The sequence below is a fragment of the Ravibacter arvi genome (genome assembly GCF_039540405.1).
GTDB classification, from domain to species: domain Bacteria; phylum Bacteroidota; class Bacteroidia; order Cytophagales; family Spirosomataceae; genus Ravibacter; species Ravibacter arvi.
This window is the reverse complement of record NZ_BAABEY010000024.1, coordinates 1-17,584: the sequence shown is the minus strand read 5'-3', so window position 1 is coordinate 17,584 and position 17,584 is coordinate 1. Positions and strand designations below refer to the sequence as shown.

The window sequence follows — 17,584 nt, the reverse complement described above, 5'->3', positions numbered from 1 at the left end:
TTACGGAAGCCCGCGGCTCATTTATTTCCCCTCAACCAAAATATTTTTCGCCGGAGTGTTTCCCTCCTGAAAATCGTTGCGACTAACCAGCCAAATGCAATTCACCTCTGCCGCCGGAAGCAGACAGCAAAAGCCGCTGACCGGCATACAACCAGAACCAGAACCCATCAGTAAATCACCCGGACTATAACTATTCAAAACCATTCAAAACCCCTGAATCAACATGGCAACAACCGCGCTTGGACCTACCATGGCTGGAGGAATTCAGCCAATTGACGAAAACGGATACAGTTTGATCTACTATCCCGACGTCAATAATGATGCTTTGCAACGCGAAGGCAAACCACCGGTTTTCTATTACCTCCCCAACTACGTACACCTCGCGCGAAAGGACGGGAAGCCGGATAAGCCGCTTATGTTTAACCTGGCGCGATTTGCCGGGGTAACATCGGCAGAAACCACGGTCGGGGTTGTCGGAGAGGGCACGCGCGAAGTCGCCGGCGGGGTTTTGTCGTTCACTACCACCGCTGCCCCGCCAACGGAAGTGCTGATTGCTTCCCAGAAAAAAATCACGTCCATGTTCGAAGGAAAAAATGACTTTTTCTGGGGCATCAGGGCCAACCGTACGCCTATCTTCAGACCTGTTATTGTCATCAGTAACCTTACCCACGTCTCCAACGTTTCGCCCACACCACAGGGCACTTATGTGCTTCCGGCCGGTCCTGCTACCGGTGGTACACCGGCAAATGGCGGATCACCGCAACCGACAGGTCCGAGAGCAGCAGGCGCAGGTACGCCCATTGTATACAAGGAAATGGCGGTTCCCGAATATGCAACGGCACGCGGTTTCAACCAAAAATATTACGGGAAACGCCGGGATGGCGGCACGAGCACCAGCTCCGTAGACCCCTGGTTCTGGGAGATGCAGGGGCAAGGGAACGGTTCGATCGACCCCATGGGTCAGAATGCTTATTCGGCTTTAATCGGCTCCTATCCCGCATCAATCTTGTGGGCATCCTTCCACGGTAACTACTCGCCGATTTTTGTCCAGCAAAACCTGAAAGTAAAATTCTGGGTACCCAGCATTGAAATCACGATACGGGGAAACTGGGACCGGGTATTCGAACATTTTTCCGCTGCCGCTTCCGTCAGGTACCTGTGGTTCTCTGCCGATATCCAGGCGGAATTCAACAATATGCGAATTAACGGCACCATAGAGGTGGATGTAAAAATAGACGCCACCGTGCCGGGAGGCGAAGCCATCGAACGCTACGTAAATGAACGCACGACGCTGGTCTACGAGAAATTCATGGAACAGGCGAAACAGCGCATTTTCGATCCCCCGCAACCGGAAGTACAGGCGGCCCAGGCTTCCGCCGGCGGTATCCTTCCCTGGGGGGCCGGGTTGTCGCTTAAATACCGGCGCGACGAAACACACCTGGATCTTTATTACCATGAAAAGAGGCAGATGTCCTACCTCCAGGACCACACCATCAGCAGCTCGCTCGAGGGTATGGCGGAAGAAATCAGGGAAGACCCCGAAAGAGAGAAGCTGTATTTCCAGACCATTTACATGGACGACTGGCCGAGAAAGCTGGGCCGCATCGTGAAACCCATCGTCAACTGGCCCAAACCGGATCAGAATTGGGTGGGAGAGCCTGTGTCTTTTGTGTCCGCACAAATTGGCTACCCCAATACGGCCGGAGAAAAGATGTGGGTAGGCAAAACCTTCCAGAAATCGGATCCGGCCGATGCCAGCTGGCACCTTACCATGACCCAGAAGCTCCTGGCCGATATGACTACCATACCCGAAGACTGGGCGCCCGACAAAACCTATGTCAAAAGGACCGTCCACTTTCTCGAAGCGCCGGATCCGCTGGAAAACCCTTTCGTTCGGGTACAAATTGACGATAACCAGATCGATGTCGACCCCGAAGGCGGCACGCTGATGGATGACGTTGCCATTGAAGTAAGGGCCGATGATGTGAGCCGCATCAAGGTAGGTCCGGTTGCGCTGAACGTGGAGCTTGAAGACTCGCGCCAGGTGGTGGAGGTCTATATGCGGGCGATCGACGGCAGTGGAAATGTACTGTCGAAAGTAGAAACGGTTCGTTTCTCGTTCAACAACGTCGACCAGGCTACCGGCAGGTTCTGGTCTGTCTACTCGGCTGACAAAACCATCGAATCACGTTACGAGTACCAGGTCCGGGTAATTGTAAAAGGTAGCCTCTTCACCAAGGGAATGGAATGGCTCGGCCCCTGGAGACGGAGCGTCGGCAGCGGCCCGCTAATGATCTCGGTGCCCACTCCGGAAGACGAGGGTGTAACCGTTGTGAGGGAGTATCGGGGCAATGCCGCAGCTCCTGCGCCGGCGCCCGCTAACGGAACGCCACCCGCCGCCAACGGTCAGCCTTTGCCCGGGCCCGTTGTATCCGCCGAGCCGCCCCGTGCTGTCCCGCTGGAAAGCCGGACCTACATGGAAATAAAATAATCACGACTATCCACACCATTGACCACCTTTTCACCATGCGAGTCGCACAGGTAAAATGTCTGATCCACAGCAGCGGTACTGAAATCCCGCTGCTATGCTACCAGAGAGGGAATGAGCCGGGGACAACAGCGCTTGTTGTCCCGGCCATGCCGGTGGTCGCCGGCGCCCCGGGCCGGCACTTTATCAGTTATTTTCTTAGCGATAATTCCGGCAAAACGCCCCCGCTGGTTCAGCTCGACATTCCCCTTCAATTCGGGACCGATGCTATTTCAAGGCACTACGAAACCTTGTACATCACTGATGGACTCCTGTCGCTGCATGAAAAAAAACTCGGCATCAATCTAGGCGGCGTCTCCTATTCCGGTCTCTATCCCGGCGTCCCGTTCAATCTTAATTTTATCGCTCCGCAAGACGGGCAAAGCGGAACTGACGGGCTGCAACTAAAAAACAGGTTTTCCTTTCGCCATCCCGATGCCCCCGAAAGGATCGTCACTTACGAATTCTCAATGCCATTCGCTGACCTGTTCCGGTACTCGGATCTTGATCCTGCTTATCATTCCAAAAGATATTTACTTAACCCACTCACTTTTGCATATGCGGAAATCGCCCCTCCGGCCCCCGCACGAAACACCCCGGAAATAGCGGAAAAGGGCGCTATTTTCCTGGAAAAAGGACAGGAAATAACCAACCCGGCTTTGCAGATGATGCAATGGCAACGCGCCAAAGCTCCTGTAAACGGATCGCTTTCCCTGATCTCGCTTCAACAACAGGCAAACCACCAGCTTGTTTTCAGCCAATTCGCTCAAATCAACCTGCCGGACACCAAACACCGCCCGCTACTGCCTGCCGTTGCCAACGGTATTTTTAAAGATCACCTGGCCCCCGAAAATATGTGGGCGCTGGATGAGCTGCAAATCGCCCTGCCAAAACCAGATATGCAATTCAACGTCTCTCCTTTCCGGTTTCTGTTCCGGGTAAAAGGCACCGATACCCAGGGAAGGCCGGTACTGGAAAGCGAAATCAGGGTTACCATTTCCCGGCTTCGAAATTCCCTTGCGGCCAACTACCCCGACAAGAAGACACAGCGCATCCCGCCGCAAAACATAGCTGTCTCCATGTCCATTCCCTACACCGACAACAATGGTAAGCTGCAGCACTCCGAGATTGCCTGCTCTGCGCTCAACACATCGGAGGACAGAATTGAAGCTGGTTTCCTGCTCAACAATGAATGGTCCAGGGTGGCCTACGCTGCGCTGTCCTCCGCAAATGGTGAAAAAGTAAAAGTATGTGTAAGATATATGTATGAGGCATACACCAGGATCTCGGACGGTGCCTGGTCTGTCGTATCGCTCAACAAAATAGACCGGATACAAGTGGTCAAAGAACGTCCGCGCTCTGTCGATTTAAAAGCAAATTTGTTCGTAACCTCACAAAATACACTGCTCAACACCGCCGGACTGGCCGTAAAATATGAAGCAGTAAAACCATCCGGGAATTCCCTGGCGGCAATTCAGCTACCGGTCAGTCCCGCTGCTTTCAACATTGTCCCGCAGAAACTGCCGATCATCCCGCAAAACACCAAATACAAAATTGACACCGTCATGTACCGCACCGAGCTTGAAACCAGCTTCGACTGCGCGGATTGGGGCCAGTTTTACCAGGAGGAAAGAGACGGTCAGAACATTCCGATAGGCTGCCGCGAACCATACAAACTCGGGGAAATCCCTTTGAAGTTATACGCTGAGATCCCGCAGCTCGCAACGCCGGGATACAAAATACTCCGTTCGTTACAGGTACCCAATCGGTTTGTACTGGTTCCGGCACGCTATGTAATCAGCAGGGCTCCTTCCGGTGCTGCCAATCCTTTTTCTGCAACACTTACCGTGTACTCCACTTTCGATGTAAACAATCCTGCGGCCAGCCACGCTGTCATCCAGGCCGCTTTACAACCCGACGTGCCTTATTATGCCTATATTCAGTTAAGGGACGCGCTCCGCGCCTACACGCAGCACGAACCCGAACTACAATGGATCTCATCTGTCGGCGCCGGAACCACCTTCCGCTGGACGCTTCCCGCTTCCATGTATGTGTCGCTGGCCGCCGAGCTGATCGGCAACCTGGTAAACTACACCCTTACCTGTACAATTGCCAACGCGCTTACGCTTATTAACATGCTCCGGGACGGGAGAAGCGGTATTTCCGGTCTCATCGAATTTTCGTTGCCTGACGCGACAAGCTTCACCAGCGCCATACTGATCAACGCCGGTACAGTGGAGGGCCCCTGGATGGAATCGCCCCTGAAAATTGAACAAACGGGCAACCAGGTCACTTTCGAAAACCTCCTGGCTAACCCGCTCGATGTGGCAGGGTACTACGCCAACGAAAACGACAAGCTCACTTTTCATCCGCTGAACCAGACCTTACAGCAAAATCAGAAATGCACATTTCCAATCGAAAGTACCGTTGAAACCGTGCCTCAATATACCGTTCGCCCGGCCGCGAGCGCTATTGCAGAAATAAATACCTACCTGGAAAACATCAACTGCCAGGTACTTTTCATCAACACCGCGGAAAAAGACCTGAGCGCTTATACGGAGATCGAAATCCTGTACGGTCCGCAAGGTGATGCCGGGTATCTCAGCGCCTTCTTTTTACCGGAAGCCGCACCGCTGGAAGTGATGCTGCCCATTCCTCTTACAAGCTACCTGGCCCGCCGTACGATCCGCTACAAGATACGGGCCCAAAAAAACGGCGCTGCCACAGAAATCGACTGGCAGGAAACAGACCTCGCCTACGGGAATATTATTGACTTAGGACCTATCATTCTTCTTCACTTATCATCTTAAACGCTGACTTTATGAACCAGGCTCTTTCATTACACATCGGACTCAACTATGTAGATCCCTCCAAATATGACGGTTGGGACGGTCAATTAAGCGGGTGCATCAACGATGCCAACGCGATGAAACGGATAGCTGAGTCCCAGGGATTTTCTACTCAGACGTTGATCGACAGCCAGGCCACCGCCGCAGCCGTCACCAACGGCATCGCATCTATCGGGCGGCGGCTTCAATCCGGTGACTTCTTTCTCCTCACTTATTCCGGCCACGGCGGCCAGTTGGTCGACGACACCGGAGAAGAGGTAGACGGCCTCAATGAAACCTGGGTACTTTGGGACCGCCAGTTCCTCGACAACGAGATTTACAACCTGCTGGGGCAGTTCAGCCCGGGAGTCCGCGTCTTTGTAAGCTCCGACAGCTGTCACAGCGGCACGGTGCTCCGCGCTTTTCTTCTTTCCATGAAAAGCAAAAAAAATACGCCGGGTGTCAGCTACGCAGCCGAGTTTGAAAAGTTCGTTAAAAGTCCCGCCGGGAGCAAAAATCTCCCCGGCCTGGCGGGCAAACGGGAAACGCCAATTGATTTGCCAAAAAAAAGAGCGATGCCCGAGAATATTTGCATTAACAACTACGAAAAAAACAAAGACGCCTATAACGCGATTCGCTCGCTGGCCGGCAGCAAATCGTCCCGGGCTGACGACATAAAAGCAGGGGTCATCTACATCTCCGGCTGTGCCGATAATCAATTCAGCTACGATGGCGCTACCAACGGTGCATTTACGACCGCCCTGCTCCAGGTCTGGAACAACGGAAGCTTTTCAGGCTCCTATCCAAGCTTTTACACACAGGTGCGAGACCGGGTCAATAATCCTGAACAGGTACCGCAATACATGAAGCTGGGCACAGTAGCTGCGGGCTTCGAAAATGCCAAACCGTATGTAACCGGCGCGGGAAGCGCTTCTAACGGCGCGACAACCGTCAACACCTCCCAGAACCCCTCCATGTCAGCTACAACGCCATATAACCGTACCAACACCACGCCGCCTACTTTCCAGGTCAACAAAGGAGCCAACCCCTACTACTATGTAGAGCTCTCTACGGATCCTTCTTATTTCGTATATGGGAATACGCAGCGAAATAACAGCAACTGGTACGCCACATGGGCGGAACGCCTGAGCGCCCCTACCTGGCAGATGCCGGGTTCTGCCTGGAATCAGCTGAAAAATGCCCAGCGTATTTTCTACAGGGTAGGCAGTACATCAAATGGCGGCAACGGTTGGGACAACCTGCTTGTCAGTTTCTACGACAGCGACGTTAATAACGCGCCTTTCATCGAATTGCAAAATTCAGACGTCAACTCCGGTGGTTCCAATGGCGCCAATGGCAGTGCTAACGGCAGCAACGGCACCACTGACCCGGGTACTAACGGCTCGGTCTCTTACAATAGCCTGAACGGATCAGTAGGCAACGGAGGCGTCAACCGCCAGGAAGACGTAATGCTGATCCAGCAATTGCTGAACGAAATAAACGACGCCGACGGCGGCTCCCTGGCGAGTCCGCTACAGGAAGACGGACGCTACGGAACTATGACGCTGAACGCTATACGGCGATTCCAGACCAAACAGGAATTCGTAGCAACAGGCCTTGTCAAACAGAACAGCTCCTGTCTGCATATGTTGCTTAACAAAGCCAACAGGGAAGCATAATCAGGAAAATTCGAGGTCCCCGGGGTTAGCCGTTTAAATGGCTAACCCCTTTTTTCTTGAGCGTGACCGGCACAGCACGCTCACGCCGCAAATCGTGTTATAAACCACTATATTCGCAGAAATATGAACAGACACTTCCTTGAAATACTACTCTCCGAATTACATTATGGCAAGAAAACCCACTAAAACATTCCTTTCCGTAATCTTGACGTTGTCTACCCTGGTGAATTCAAGCGGGCAAACCGTGCCCGATACTTTGCGATGGCGCGAAGGCATACAGCTCCAGGCAGACGATTTCCACAAAAAATCAGCCAAACTTGAACTGGGAATTTTCCACCAATACAGTTACGGCTTTGACCAGGTGGGCTTCAAGGGGTTTATGCCCCGCGTACAAAATTACGTGGTGTTTAGTCGCAAAAAATCCAGCCTCGGTGAGTACGCTACCCGCGACGAACTACGTTTTTCGCAACTCATGTTTGACCTGGCCGGGCTCCAGGAAAGAAAAGTCAGAGTAGAAATTGCAGAATTAAATCTATTGCCTCTCAATCTGGAGGCGGCGCGGCAAACCATTGAGCAACTCTTCTCTCGCGCCGAAGAAGATATGGATAAAAAGGAAGAAACCCTGGTCAAAGAGCTTTCTGAGGTATCGGAATTTCAGCGCGACGTCGTATTTCAACGTTGGGAAAAGTATGTCCGGGATGAGCTGAAGGCAATGCCAACCATAAAAATCACTCGCACAGAAGGATTTGGATTGGGGGTGTTTTTCGGTGCCGCCACCAGCCTGCTGAATGGAAAAACCAGCGATTATTTTACCAATCCGACGGCGGTCAATTTCGGGTTCGACTTTGATTTCAAAAGGCATCGCGTGATTCTCGACAGCCGGCTGGGTTTTAATCGCACCAAGGCAGAGCTACAAGCGAGAGGAGACTGGGAAACCGGGCTTAAAACCAGTCATGCAAATATTGAATTTGCATACGGCTATCTTTTTCCCGTTAAAGACTGGATACTGATCCCATACGCCGGGCTCGCTATCAACGAATTCACACCAAGAAAGAACGACAAAAACGACAAAAGGAAAGTGGTCGGCTACGCCCCGGTGGTCGGGTTTGAGTTCAACCATCTCTTTTTTCGGCAAGATCTCCACACAGCAAAGCAATCTTTTCTGTACAAAATAAAACTCTCGTATTGTCCCAACAATTTCATCAAAAACTATAGCGGCGGGGTCTTCAGTCTTGGCGCTTCAATCGGCATACAAAGCACGGCGATAAAACGTAAAACCATATTGGTCTATCCGGAAAAAAAACAGGGGTAACATCCGAAAGATACTGGGTAACACCGTATTAGCACAATCAATCGGCCCGGCTTTCGTTTTACATCAAACTTTCCCCGGAACCTGATGAAATGCGTGATAGTCCCTCTCGTCATCTGCCTGCTCGTCTGCGCCTGTACCTCCCCGGAAGAAGCTGCCCCTCCGGAAACAGAAAAAAAGCGGCCCTCAGCCAGCTCGGCCTATTTTAACCAGGCCAATATAAACCTGGACCTGGATCAGGCCAACTGCCTGTTAGAGGGCTGGTATTCAGACCGGTTCTATTCCGAAATTCCGGTAGCATTCCGGGTAATTGAGGACGAAAGCAGCTACCGGTCATTTTTCAACTGCAAGGAGGGGATTGCGCTCAAACCCATAGACTTTACAAAAGAGGTACTGCTGGTAGGTACAAACGCCGGCAGCGGAGCCGGAAACGATGCGCCCGTTCGTATCACCGGGATGCGGCAAGAATTGTTTCCCAAGGGAGATCATTACGTATTGCGCGTGACGGTGAAGGGCCGGAAAAACAACCCGGGCGGCGGTGAATGGTTTGGTTTTGTTTCTCTCGTACCGAGGACTTATCGGAATACAAAACTGGAACTCAATTTTATCTACCAATAAAAGCCCGCGGGATTCAACCCGACCCGCCAATGCATGTCTTATCTGCCAAACGCAAAAAAACGGTCGAGCGGATGTTTCTCTCCGGCCAGGAAGGCGGCCAGCATTTCCATCCCGGCAACTGAAAAGGTAATGCCATTCCCGCCAAAACCCAATACAAAATAAGCATTCGGGAAGTCCGCATGCGGACCTATGTAGGGCAGGCCGTCTTTGGTTTCGCCGAACGTACCGGCCCAGCCGAAGTCAGTTCTGAAAGGATATCCAGGCAATATCCGGGCAATTTCGCGTTCCAGTTTCAGCGTCTTTTTCCCGATCAGCCGGTCACGCCGGGCAGCATCCCTGAAATCCTCGTCCAGGCCGCCGATCAACAACCGGTCGTCGTCTGTAGTCCTCAGGTAAAGGTAGGGCGACGCTGTATTCCAAAACAGCGTATTGTCCAGCTTCCTGTAACTGCTCGAACGGCTTTCGCTCACAACCGCGAAAGTGGACAACAACCTGACAAATGGCTCCTTAATTATCTCCACTACCTCAAAGCCATTGCAATAAATGATGTATTTTGCCCGAATCACGGCGCCCTCGTCGGTTTTTGCCCTTATTCCTGTTCCATTGTGCGATACGCTTGAAAGATTCGTCTTATCGTAGATCTCCAATCCTCTCCGGGCACAGTAAGCGAGCAAATCGTGGGTAAAACGAAAGGCGTCAATGCCTGCTCCCTGCTTGCTCAGGATACCGCCGTAAGCATAGGAGAGCCCATATCTTTCCCGGCATTCTTCCTCTTCCAGCCACCTGACGGGAAAGCCGTTTCCCTCTCGGCAGGAGAATTCCTTTTCCAGTTTGCGACGGTCTTTTTTGTAAGCAGAAAAGTATAACGATTCCTTTTTTTCAAAACCTGCGCCGGACTTGATTTTCTCTGAGAGTTTGCCCAGGGTATCAATGGCATCGTAACAGGCCCGGTAGCTAAGAAGCGCACCCTCTGCACCGATCATGTCCGTCAGGTCCTGAAGTTGGGTATCTATCTCGTACTGAAGCATAGAGGTGGTTGCCGAAGTGCTTCCGTTGGCAATTTCCCTTCTGTCGACCAGCACGGTTTTATAACCCGATTGCAGGCATTGGTAAGCCATCAGGCTACCGGTAATGCCACCGCCCACAACCAGGATTTCGGTATCCAGGTCCTTGTCAAGCGACGGGTAAGTATGGATCAAACCGTTTTTCAGAAGCCAGAACGGCTCATTGGATTTTAACTTCATAAAATTTCAAAAAAAAGCGATCAACAAAACAACCTTTTTTTCGCCTCATGAGTCTTACCAACAAAATATGCTAAAACATCCTAAATATTGTCCGGAAATGAAAAATCTTCTCTTGCTCCTGCTTTTGGCCTTCATGGTTTCCTGTAAAGATGACCGTCCGGACGAACCATTATCGCAAGATGAGGGGAAGTACCGGAATGGCGAGTCATACCGGATCTCGGCCGGGGATCAGGCAATTAACCTCAACATTTTAAAGATAATGGAATCGAGATGCTCGAGCGGAGTGGAATGCATCTGGCACGGCTATGCAGGGGTAAAATTTGAAATCGGTATCGGGACGGAGACGTTTACTGATTCAGTGTTCACTCCCGGCTATCCGCACATGAAATTGTTTAACACCCGGGAATTCACGGTCAATGGGAAAACCACAAGCGTTACCTTGAAGGACGTAACCCCCTACCCTTGTTACCAGTGCAAAAACATCCCGCCAAAACAGGAAGCCATTATAGAGATCAAGCAATGGTGAGCCGGATTTTCCTGCTCACCCCCAAAAGCTCACTTAGCCGGTCCGCCTTCGAAAACCATCACACGCTCTCCTTTTCCCATAAGCACACGGGTTGTTAAGTCAATAAACAACCCGTGGCAAGCTATTCCTTCTATCCGGTTCAGCTGTTCTGCCAGCGCACGCGGATTGTCGATCAATCCCCAATCCACATCCAGGATATAATTCCCCTGATCGGTGTGGTAAACACCATTGTCCTTGCTTCTCAATTTGCCCGTACCGCCCAGACGCGCCAGTTCCTTTTGTACATACCGCGCCGCAAAAGGAATCACCTCCACCGGCAGTGGAAAATGTCCCAGCCTATCTACCCGTTTGGTCGAGTCGGTAATAATAACCTGTTCCCTGGTGAGCGATGCCACAATCTTCTCGCGCAGGAGTGCACCGCCACCGCCTTTAATGAGCATAAGGTCGGGGGTAAATTCGTCGGCGCCGTCTATTGTAAGATCAATTTCGTCAATCGTATTGATATCAATCAAGGGGATGCCCGCCTCCCGCGCCAGTTCCCCGGTCCGGACCGATGTAGCCACCGCCCGGATCCGGCAGCCAGTGCGTACCAGCGTCCCGATGGCGCGGATCGCATAAAAAGCAGAGGATCCTGTACCCAGCCCTATTACTTGTCCGTCATGAACGTACTTCACTGCCGCCAGTGCTGCCAGTTCCTTCTCTTTCTCCAGGCTAGTTTGCGGGGCCCCTGCCATATTCAATCGCTAGGCCTCCATCAGGTAGGCTTTGATAAATTCATTAATACCACCGTTCAAAACTCCCTCGGTATCAGAGGTCTGGTAGTTGGTCCGGTGGTCCTTCACCCGGCGGTCGTCGAGCACATAACTGCGTATCTGTGACCCCCACTCTATTTTTCGTTTGGAAGCCTCTACCTCAGCCCGCGCAGCGTTTCGCTTCTCCAGTTCGATCTGGTACAGCCGGGACTTCAATAGCCGTAACGCAACCTCCTTGTTCATTAACTGCGAGCGCTCCTGCTGGCACGCAATGATAATGCCGGACGGCTTATGGTGGAGCCGGACCGCGGTCTCTACCTTGTTAACGTTCTGTCCGCCTGCGCCTCCGGAGCGGAAGGTATCCCAGGTAATATCGGCGGGATTGATTTCAATTTCAATATCATCGGTCACCAGCGGATAGGCATAAACCGACGCAAACGAGGTATGGCGGCGTGCGTTCGAGTCAAACGGTGAAATACGTACGAGACGGTGCACCCCATTTTCGGACTTCAGGTTACCGTAGGCGTAGTCGCCTGAAATTTCAAGTGTCACTGACTTCACACCGGCCACGTCGCCATCCTGCAAATCTACCTCCCGTACCTTGTAGCCGTTTCTTTCTGCCCACATAATGTACATCCGCATAAGCATAGAGGCCCAGTCCTGCGACTCGGTGCCCCCCGCTCCGGCGTTGATTTCAATGACAGCGGGGAGCTCGTCACCTTCGTCTGACATCATTTTACGAAACTCCAGCTCTTCCAGCTTTTCCTCCAGCTTTCTGCCTTCGGCATCCACCTCATCTTCCTTTGCCTCGCCCATCTCGAAGAACTCCCATATCGTCAGCAGGTCATCACGCAAACCGGTAAGCGTTTCGTAGCCATTGACCCAAAACTTGAGCCCTCTGATATCCTTCATCACGTTCTCCGCCCGTTCTGAATCCGACCAGAATTCCGGTTGCGCAGTTTGCATTTCCAGCTCTGCCAGCCGCTCCTTCCGGGAGGCATAATCGAGGTACTTTCCTAATGCTTCAACTCTATCCTCAAGTTCTTTAACCTGATCTAACGTCATATATCCTTATTTTCTTTAAATTCAATCCGCAAGTTACGAAAATTAACCGCCCAACGTAAAGGCTGCGATGCCTTGTCATTGGCGCAAAACCTTTTACCTTTGCAACGGTTTTTCGCTAACTGCGTGCTGACCAGCAAATCATTTAAAAAACTTACATTAAAATATCCTGCAAATGTCTCAGAATTATGACGTTATAGTGATAGGCAGCGGCCCAGGAGGGTATCCTACCGCCATCAGAGCATCCCAGTTGGGGCTAAAAGTGGCGATTGTAGAAAAAGAAAACCTCGGCGGAATCTGTCTGAACTGGGGCTGTATCCCGACCAAAGCTTTATTGAAGAGCGCTCAGGTATTTGAATACATCAAACATGCTAAAGACTACGGCATCAACGTGGGTGAAAGCGCTGCCGATTTCGGCGCTGTAATCAAACGTAGCCGCGGCGTTGCCGAAGGGATGAACAAAGGCGTTACATTCCTGATGAAAAAGAACAAAATAGACGTCATTTACGGCACCGGTAAAGTCGTGAAAGATCAGTCGGTAGAGGTAACGGACAAAGACGGGAAGAAAACAGTTTACCGTGCGGGGAAAGGCGTGGTTATCGCCACCGGCGCGCGCGCCAGGGAGCTGCCCAATATCAAAATCGACGGAGAAAAAGTAATCGAGTACCGCAAGGCGATGAGCCTCGAAAAGCAGCCCAAAAGCCTGCTCGTAATCGGGTCGGGTGCGATCGGCGTCGAATTTGCCTATGTATATGCCAGCCTCGGCACCAAGGTGACAATTGTTGAATTCCTTCCGAACGTCGTTCCGGTAGAAGATGAAGACGTATCAAAGGAACTGGCGAAGCAATACAAGAAGCTCGGCATCGACATTTACACCAATTCGACAGTTGAAAAAGTTGACACAAAAGGCAAGGGTGCGAAAGTATTCGTAAAAACTCCCGAAGGCGAAAAGACTTTCGAAGTGGATGTTGTGCTTTCAGCCGCCGGTGTCGTGTCCAATATTGAAAACATCGGGCTTGAAGAAGTAGGGATCAAAACTGACAAAGGCAAGATTTCGGTTAACCAATGGTACGAAACCAGCGTTCCGGGCTTCTATGCCATCGGGGACTGTACACCGGGGCCTGCGCTGGCGCACGTGGCTACCGCCGAGGGAATCATCGCCGCTGAAAAAATAGCGGGCCATAAAACAGAAGCCCTCGACTATGGCAACATCCCGGGCTGTACGTATTGCCAGCCTGAGATTGCTTCTGTAGGTCTCACCGAAAAGAAAGCAAAAGAAGCCGGCTACGAGATTAAAGTAGGCAAGTTCCCGTTCGTTGCATCCGGCAAAGCCAAAGCTGCCGGTGCGCCCGACGGTTTCGTAAAGGTAATTTACGATGCCAAATACGGCGAATTCCTTGGCGCCCACATGATCGGCTACAACGTAACCGAGCTTATCGCCGAAGTAGTGGTAGCCCGCAAGCTGGAAACAACGGCACACGAAATTCTTCGTTCGGTACATCCTCACCCGACCATTTCCGAGGCGGTAAAAGGCGCGACCGAAGTAGCTTACGGCGAGGCAATCGATCTGTAAGCAATAAAGCACAAAAGGTCAGGCATGAAAACATATTCTATGCCTGACTTTTGCTTTTAAACTCATCCCGGCAAACACACCTCAAAAAAGTGAAAACCGACTTTACCATCATTATAAGTCGAACTGACGCGCTTGGCGACATGGTCCTGACCCTACCGATGGCCGCTTTCCTGAAAGAATCTTTCCCTCGCTGCAAAGTGTATTTTCTTGCCAGGAAATACACCCAACCGCTGATCTCCCTTTGCAGACATATAGAGGGTTTTATTGACTACGACGTCTTGAACGGCCTTCCGGAAGCCGAACAAATCGCCTGTCTGCAACAATACCAGGCCGATATTTTTGTAAACGTTTTGCCTAAGCGGAGCCTCGCCTCGTTGGCAAAAAAGGCCGGAATCCCGCAACGTATAGGTACATTCAACCGGTGGTACCACTGGCTGTCCTGCAATCAGCTCATCAGGCTCTCCCGGAGCAGGTCTGACTTGCATGAAGCCCAATTGAATTTCCAGCTGCTGCGTACCCTGATCAAAAAAGTTGACCTTCCGGCGGAAATCATCCCTCAGTACTATGCGGTTACTCCGCCTCCTTTTTTCGATTTCGGTTTTATCCCGAAAAGTGATAAATCACTCATAATCCTTCATCCGAAATCAAGCGGGAACGGCAAGGAATGGGGAATCGAAAACTACAATGCCCTGCTCGGTCTCCTCAACCCGGATACCCACCAGGTTGTAATTTGCGGACTCCCGGGTGAGGCTGAACACATCGCACCGATCTTTAAGAACCATCCCTGGGTTGTTGACGCAATAGGCCGGCTCAGCCTGACGGAATACGTAAGCCTCATAAGTCGCGCCGACGCCCTGGTTGCCAGTGGAACCGGACCGCTGCATATTGCGGCTATGATGGGAATAAAGGCAATCGGGCTCTTTCCTCTGCGAAAAGATATAGGTCCCGGCCGATGGCGGCCGCTAGGGAAACAGGCAGTTGTTTTGGTGGCCGCCGAAACCTGCGGTCCTTGTTCTGCAGGCAACAGTTGCGAATGCATCAGTGAGATCAAACCACAACGCGTTGCCAACCTGCTGAATTACGAGTACGTATAGTTAAAAGTAGCCTACCGTTTAAAAACAGCTTGCCGCGATGCGTGTGTACAAAACCAACAGACTGCTTTACTACCTGAAAGGCTATCTGCGTCCGCTTATTCCGGCTGCATCATTTGACAAGAAGATACACGAGCTTTCGGGGAAGCTTTCCCGGGAGGATATGAAATCCGTAGAATTTCGAGTAGATTACTATTGCAAATTTAGCACGCAGACCATGCTGAAGGGTAATCAAACGATACAGGACCTGAAGACTCCGGTCAGCCCGAAATCATACTACTTTGACACATACGAATACGCCCGTTATTTCGATCACAGCCGGTTAATTGATTATACATTCGGCGACGTCAATGTCCAACTGGACCACCCGGCTATTACAAAATCCAGGCCGGTGGTTTCCGGCAACAATAACAATATATTGCTCAAGCTGGACAAGGTCAGGCATTTTGTCCGTGTCGAAGACACAAAACCCTATAAAGCAAAAAAAGATCTCCTGGTTGGGCGCGGAAATATAACGCAGCCGCACCGGGTTAAATTCTACCGGCTCTATTATGATCATCCGTTGTGTGATTTGGGTCAAACCAACCGGGATGGGAACAATCCGCAGTGGATAAAGCCGAAAATGCCATTAGAAGACCATTTGAACTACAAATTTATTCTGAGCCTGGAGGGCAACGACGTAGCGACCAACCTGAAATGGATTATGTCGTCAAATTCAGCGGCGGTAGCGATCAATCCCAAAATAGAGTCGTGGTATATGGAAGGCACGCTGCTTCCAAATGTACACTATATTGCTATAAAAGACGACTACAGTGACCTACCCACTCAACTACAGTACTATATTGACCATCCGAAAGAAGCCAGGGAAATAATTGAAAACGCAAAAGTTTACCGGTCTCAGTTCGACAACCGTGCAAGGGAATCGCTTATCAGCCTTCTCGTGCTTAAAAAGTATCTGAGCAGCTTTTAAAAATCATCAGTTTCATCCGGGAAAAAGCCCCGCTACTTCTCTGCCATATCCGAATAGCAAAAGCGGGAAAACGCTCACTGTATCAAGCCGTTCCGCCAGGGTTCACTTCAAGCGCGGCCGATTCCCCCGGGTTGGCCACAGGAAACTCCGTCGAATCCCGAACGCGCAATGCTTTCTCCACGCGCCTTTACTTTTGGTAAAAAGACATAGTGTCCTTACATTTCGCAACAAAAAATAACGACGACACTTTTTCAGCGAGCACGATCGCCTCAGTTTTACCGCACCCAAAAGTTTGATTTTTCATGATTAACTATCTGAAATACCGGCAATTCTGTGCACTTTAAAAATTCCACCCACAAATTATGGTACTCTCATGACATCTCATGATGATATTCAGGACTTAACTATTACCCCGAAACATAACCCCAAATTCCGATTTTCAATCCTTATACCATCATGGAACAACCTTGACTACCTGAAACTTTGTATCAATAGTATCCGTAAAAATTCAACTTTCACGCATGAAATCCTGGTACATCTCAATGAAGCCACAGACGGCAGCCTTGAATGGATAAAATCTCAACCGGATCTGTTTTGCTCCTACAGCCGGAATAACCTGGGCGTATGCTATCCGTTGAACCATTTGGCTTCGCGGGCCAGCACTAACTATATCGTATATATGAATGACGACATGTATGCGTGCCCGGAATGGGACAGTGTCCTCGCCGAAGAAATAGACAAAATCGGACACAAGTACTTCTTCCTCTCGTCTACCGCCATAGAGGCGGCAGCGCATAAAAGCTGTTCGGTACAAAAAAACTTCGGAAGAAACATAGAGGAATTTAATGAAACCAGCTTGCTAAAAACCTACAGGGCGCTGAACATACCGGACTGGCAAGGGGCTACCTGGCCTCCAAATATTGTCCACAGGGACATTTGGGCCCAGGTAGGTGGCTATAGTATAGAATTTTCCCCGGGCATGTACTCCGATCCGGATTTTTCAATGAAACTATGGCATGCAGGGATAAGGATATTCAAAGGCGTCAATGCCAGTAAAGTATATCATTTTGGCTCCCTATCGGTTAAAAGGGTAAAAAAGAACAGAGGATACTTCCAGTTTATTTCAAAGTGGGGCGTTACCTCAGGCACGGTAACCAATCATTACCTGCATCGCGGCCTGGATTTTAGCGGTCCGCTACAGGCTCCCAGAATCCCGGCCTTAACGAAATTAAAAAACTTCTTTCGAAGGGTGCAAAGCGCCTACCTTCATAGCTGACGTCGCTGCTTCGGCGGTTTCTCGCAGGCATGCCTGCCGCCGCTCATAAAAAAAGGCGCCTTTCGGGCAGTCGTGGTCGGAAGATTTTTTCTTCCGACTTTTTCATTTTTCAGATATTCAATATTATTA

At 50.8% G+C, this 17,584-nt stretch carries 13 protein-coding genes; 10 read left to right on the top strand and 3 right to left on the bottom strand.

The features are described from left to right. Positions 1-223 precede the first annotated feature (223 nt). The 5 genes from ABD852_RS12275 (at position 224) to ABD852_RS12255 (ending at position 8,961) form a co-directional block, all read left to right on the top strand. Positions 224-2,491: a hypothetical protein gene (locus tag ABD852_RS12275; RefSeq protein ID WP_345029196.1), complete on the top strand. Its 2,268-nt coding sequence runs from the start codon at positions 224-226 to the stop codon at positions 2,489-2,491. Positions 2,492-2,526: 35 nt separating this feature from the next. Then, entirely contained in the window at positions 2,527-5,337 is a 2,811-nt protein-coding gene (locus tag ABD852_RS12270) for a hypothetical protein (RefSeq protein WP_345029192.1), read from the top strand. Between the two features lie 11 nt (positions 5,338-5,348). Next, positions 5,349-7,034 (top strand): caspase family protein, encoded by a 1,686-nt coding sequence (locus tag ABD852_RS12265; protein ID WP_345029190.1) that lies wholly within the window; start codon positions 5,349-5,351, stop codon positions 7,032-7,034. 166 nt (positions 7,035-7,200) lie between these two features. After that, positions 7,201-8,346, top strand: a complete 1,146-nt coding sequence (locus ABD852_RS12260) for a hypothetical protein (protein ID WP_345029187.1) — start codon at positions 7,201-7,203, stop codon at positions 8,344-8,346. Positions 8,347-8,430: 84 nt separating this feature from the next. Next, on the top strand, positions 8,431-8,961 hold the full coding sequence (locus ABD852_RS12255) for a hypothetical protein (protein ID WP_345029186.1): 531 nt from the start codon (positions 8,431-8,433) through the stop codon (positions 8,959-8,961). A gap of 38 nt (positions 8,962-8,999) precedes the next feature. Here ABD852_RS12255 and ABD852_RS12250 read toward each other — a convergent pair whose 3' ends face one another. Beyond that, on the bottom strand, positions 9,000-10,205 hold the full coding sequence (locus ABD852_RS12250) for an NAD(P)/FAD-dependent oxidoreductase (protein WP_345029183.1): 1,206 nt from the start codon (positions 10,203-10,205) through the stop codon (positions 9,000-9,002). Between the two features lie 97 nt (positions 10,206-10,302). Between ABD852_RS12250 and ABD852_RS12245 the strand changes: the two genes are divergently transcribed. After that, on the top strand, positions 10,303-10,731 hold the full coding sequence (locus tag ABD852_RS12245) for a hypothetical protein (protein WP_345029179.1): 429 nt from the start codon (positions 10,303-10,305) through the stop codon (positions 10,729-10,731). A gap of 29 nt (positions 10,732-10,760) precedes the next feature. Here ABD852_RS12245 and rpiA read toward each other — a convergent pair whose 3' ends face one another. Next, entirely contained in the window at positions 10,761-11,465 is a 705-nt protein-coding gene (gene rpiA, locus ABD852_RS12240; RefSeq protein ID WP_345029177.1) for a ribose-5-phosphate isomerase RpiA, read from the bottom strand. 9 nt (positions 11,466-11,474) lie between these two features. After that, positions 11,475-12,548: a peptide chain release factor 2 gene (gene prfB / locus ABD852_RS12235; RefSeq protein WP_345029174.1), complete on the bottom strand. Its 1,074-nt coding sequence runs from the start codon at positions 12,546-12,548 to the stop codon at positions 11,475-11,477. Positions 12,549-12,720: 172 nt separating this feature from the next. Here prfB and lpdA point away from each other — a divergent pair, with 172 nt between their 5' ends. The 4 genes from lpdA (at position 12,721) to ABD852_RS12215 (ending at position 17,455) form a co-directional block, all read left to right on the top strand. Next, positions 12,721-14,118 carry a dihydrolipoyl dehydrogenase gene (gene lpdA, locus ABD852_RS12230; protein WP_345029171.1) on the top strand — a complete coding sequence of 466 codons (1,398 nt, stop codon included), beginning with the start codon at positions 12,721-12,723 and terminating at the stop codon, positions 14,116-14,118. 89 nt (positions 14,119-14,207) lie between these two features. Then, positions 14,208-15,212 (top strand): glycosyltransferase family 9 protein, encoded by a 1,005-nt coding sequence (locus ABD852_RS12225; RefSeq protein WP_345029166.1) that lies wholly within the window; start codon positions 14,208-14,210, stop codon positions 15,210-15,212. Between the two features lie 37 nt (positions 15,213-15,249). Then, a complete protein-coding gene (locus tag ABD852_RS12220; RefSeq protein ID WP_345029164.1) occupies positions 15,250-16,179 on the top strand; it encodes a glycosyl transferase family 90 in 930 nt (309 codons plus the stop codon). 373 nt (positions 16,180-16,552) lie between these two features. Further along, positions 16,553-17,455 carry a glycosyltransferase family 2 protein gene (locus ABD852_RS12215; RefSeq protein ID WP_345029159.1) on the top strand — a complete coding sequence of 301 codons (903 nt, stop codon included), beginning with the start codon at positions 16,553-16,555 and terminating at the stop codon, positions 17,453-17,455. The last annotated feature ends 129 nt before the right edge of the window (positions 17,456-17,584 follow it).

Bases quoted from the DNA above. Each gene is read 5' to 3' on its own strand.
- ABD852_RS12260 (WP_345029187.1), top strand. From the start codon at position 7,201: ATGGCAAGAAAACCCACTAAAACATTCCTTTCCGTAATCTTGACGTTG.
- rpiA (WP_345029177.1), bottom strand. From the start codon at position 11,465: ATGGCAGGGGCCCCGCAAACTAGCCTGGAGAAAGAGAAGGAACTGGCA.
- ABD852_RS12255 (WP_345029186.1), top strand. From the start codon at position 8,431: ATGAAATGCGTGATAGTCCCTCTCGTCATCTGCCTGCTCGTCTGCGCC.
- lpdA (WP_345029171.1), top strand. From the start codon at position 12,721: ATGTCTCAGAATTATGACGTTATAGTGATAGGCAGCGGCCCAGGAGGG.
- ABD852_RS12250 (WP_345029183.1), bottom strand. From the start codon at position 10,205: ATGAAGTTAAAATCCAATGAGCCGTTCTGGCTTCTGAAAAACGGTTTG.
- ABD852_RS12215 (WP_345029159.1), top strand. From the start codon at position 16,553: ATGACATCTCATGATGATATTCAGGACTTAACTATTACCCCGAAACAT.
- ABD852_RS12220 (WP_345029164.1), top strand. From the start codon at position 15,250: ATGCGTGTGTACAAAACCAACAGACTGCTTTACTACCTGAAAGGCTAT.
- ABD852_RS12265 (WP_345029190.1), top strand. From the start codon at position 5,349: ATGAACCAGGCTCTTTCATTACACATCGGACTCAACTATGTAGATCCC.
- prfB (WP_345029174.1), bottom strand. From the start codon at position 12,548: ATGACGTTAGATCAGGTTAAAGAACTTGAGGATAGAGTTGAAGCATTA.
- ABD852_RS12270 (WP_345029192.1), top strand. From the start codon at position 2,527: ATGCGAGTCGCACAGGTAAAATGTCTGATCCACAGCAGCGGTACTGAA.
- ABD852_RS12245 (WP_345029179.1), top strand. From the start codon at position 10,303: ATGAAAAATCTTCTCTTGCTCCTGCTTTTGGCCTTCATGGTTTCCTGT.
- ABD852_RS12275 (WP_345029196.1), top strand. From the start codon at position 224: ATGGCAACAACCGCGCTTGGACCTACCATGGCTGGAGGAATTCAGCCA.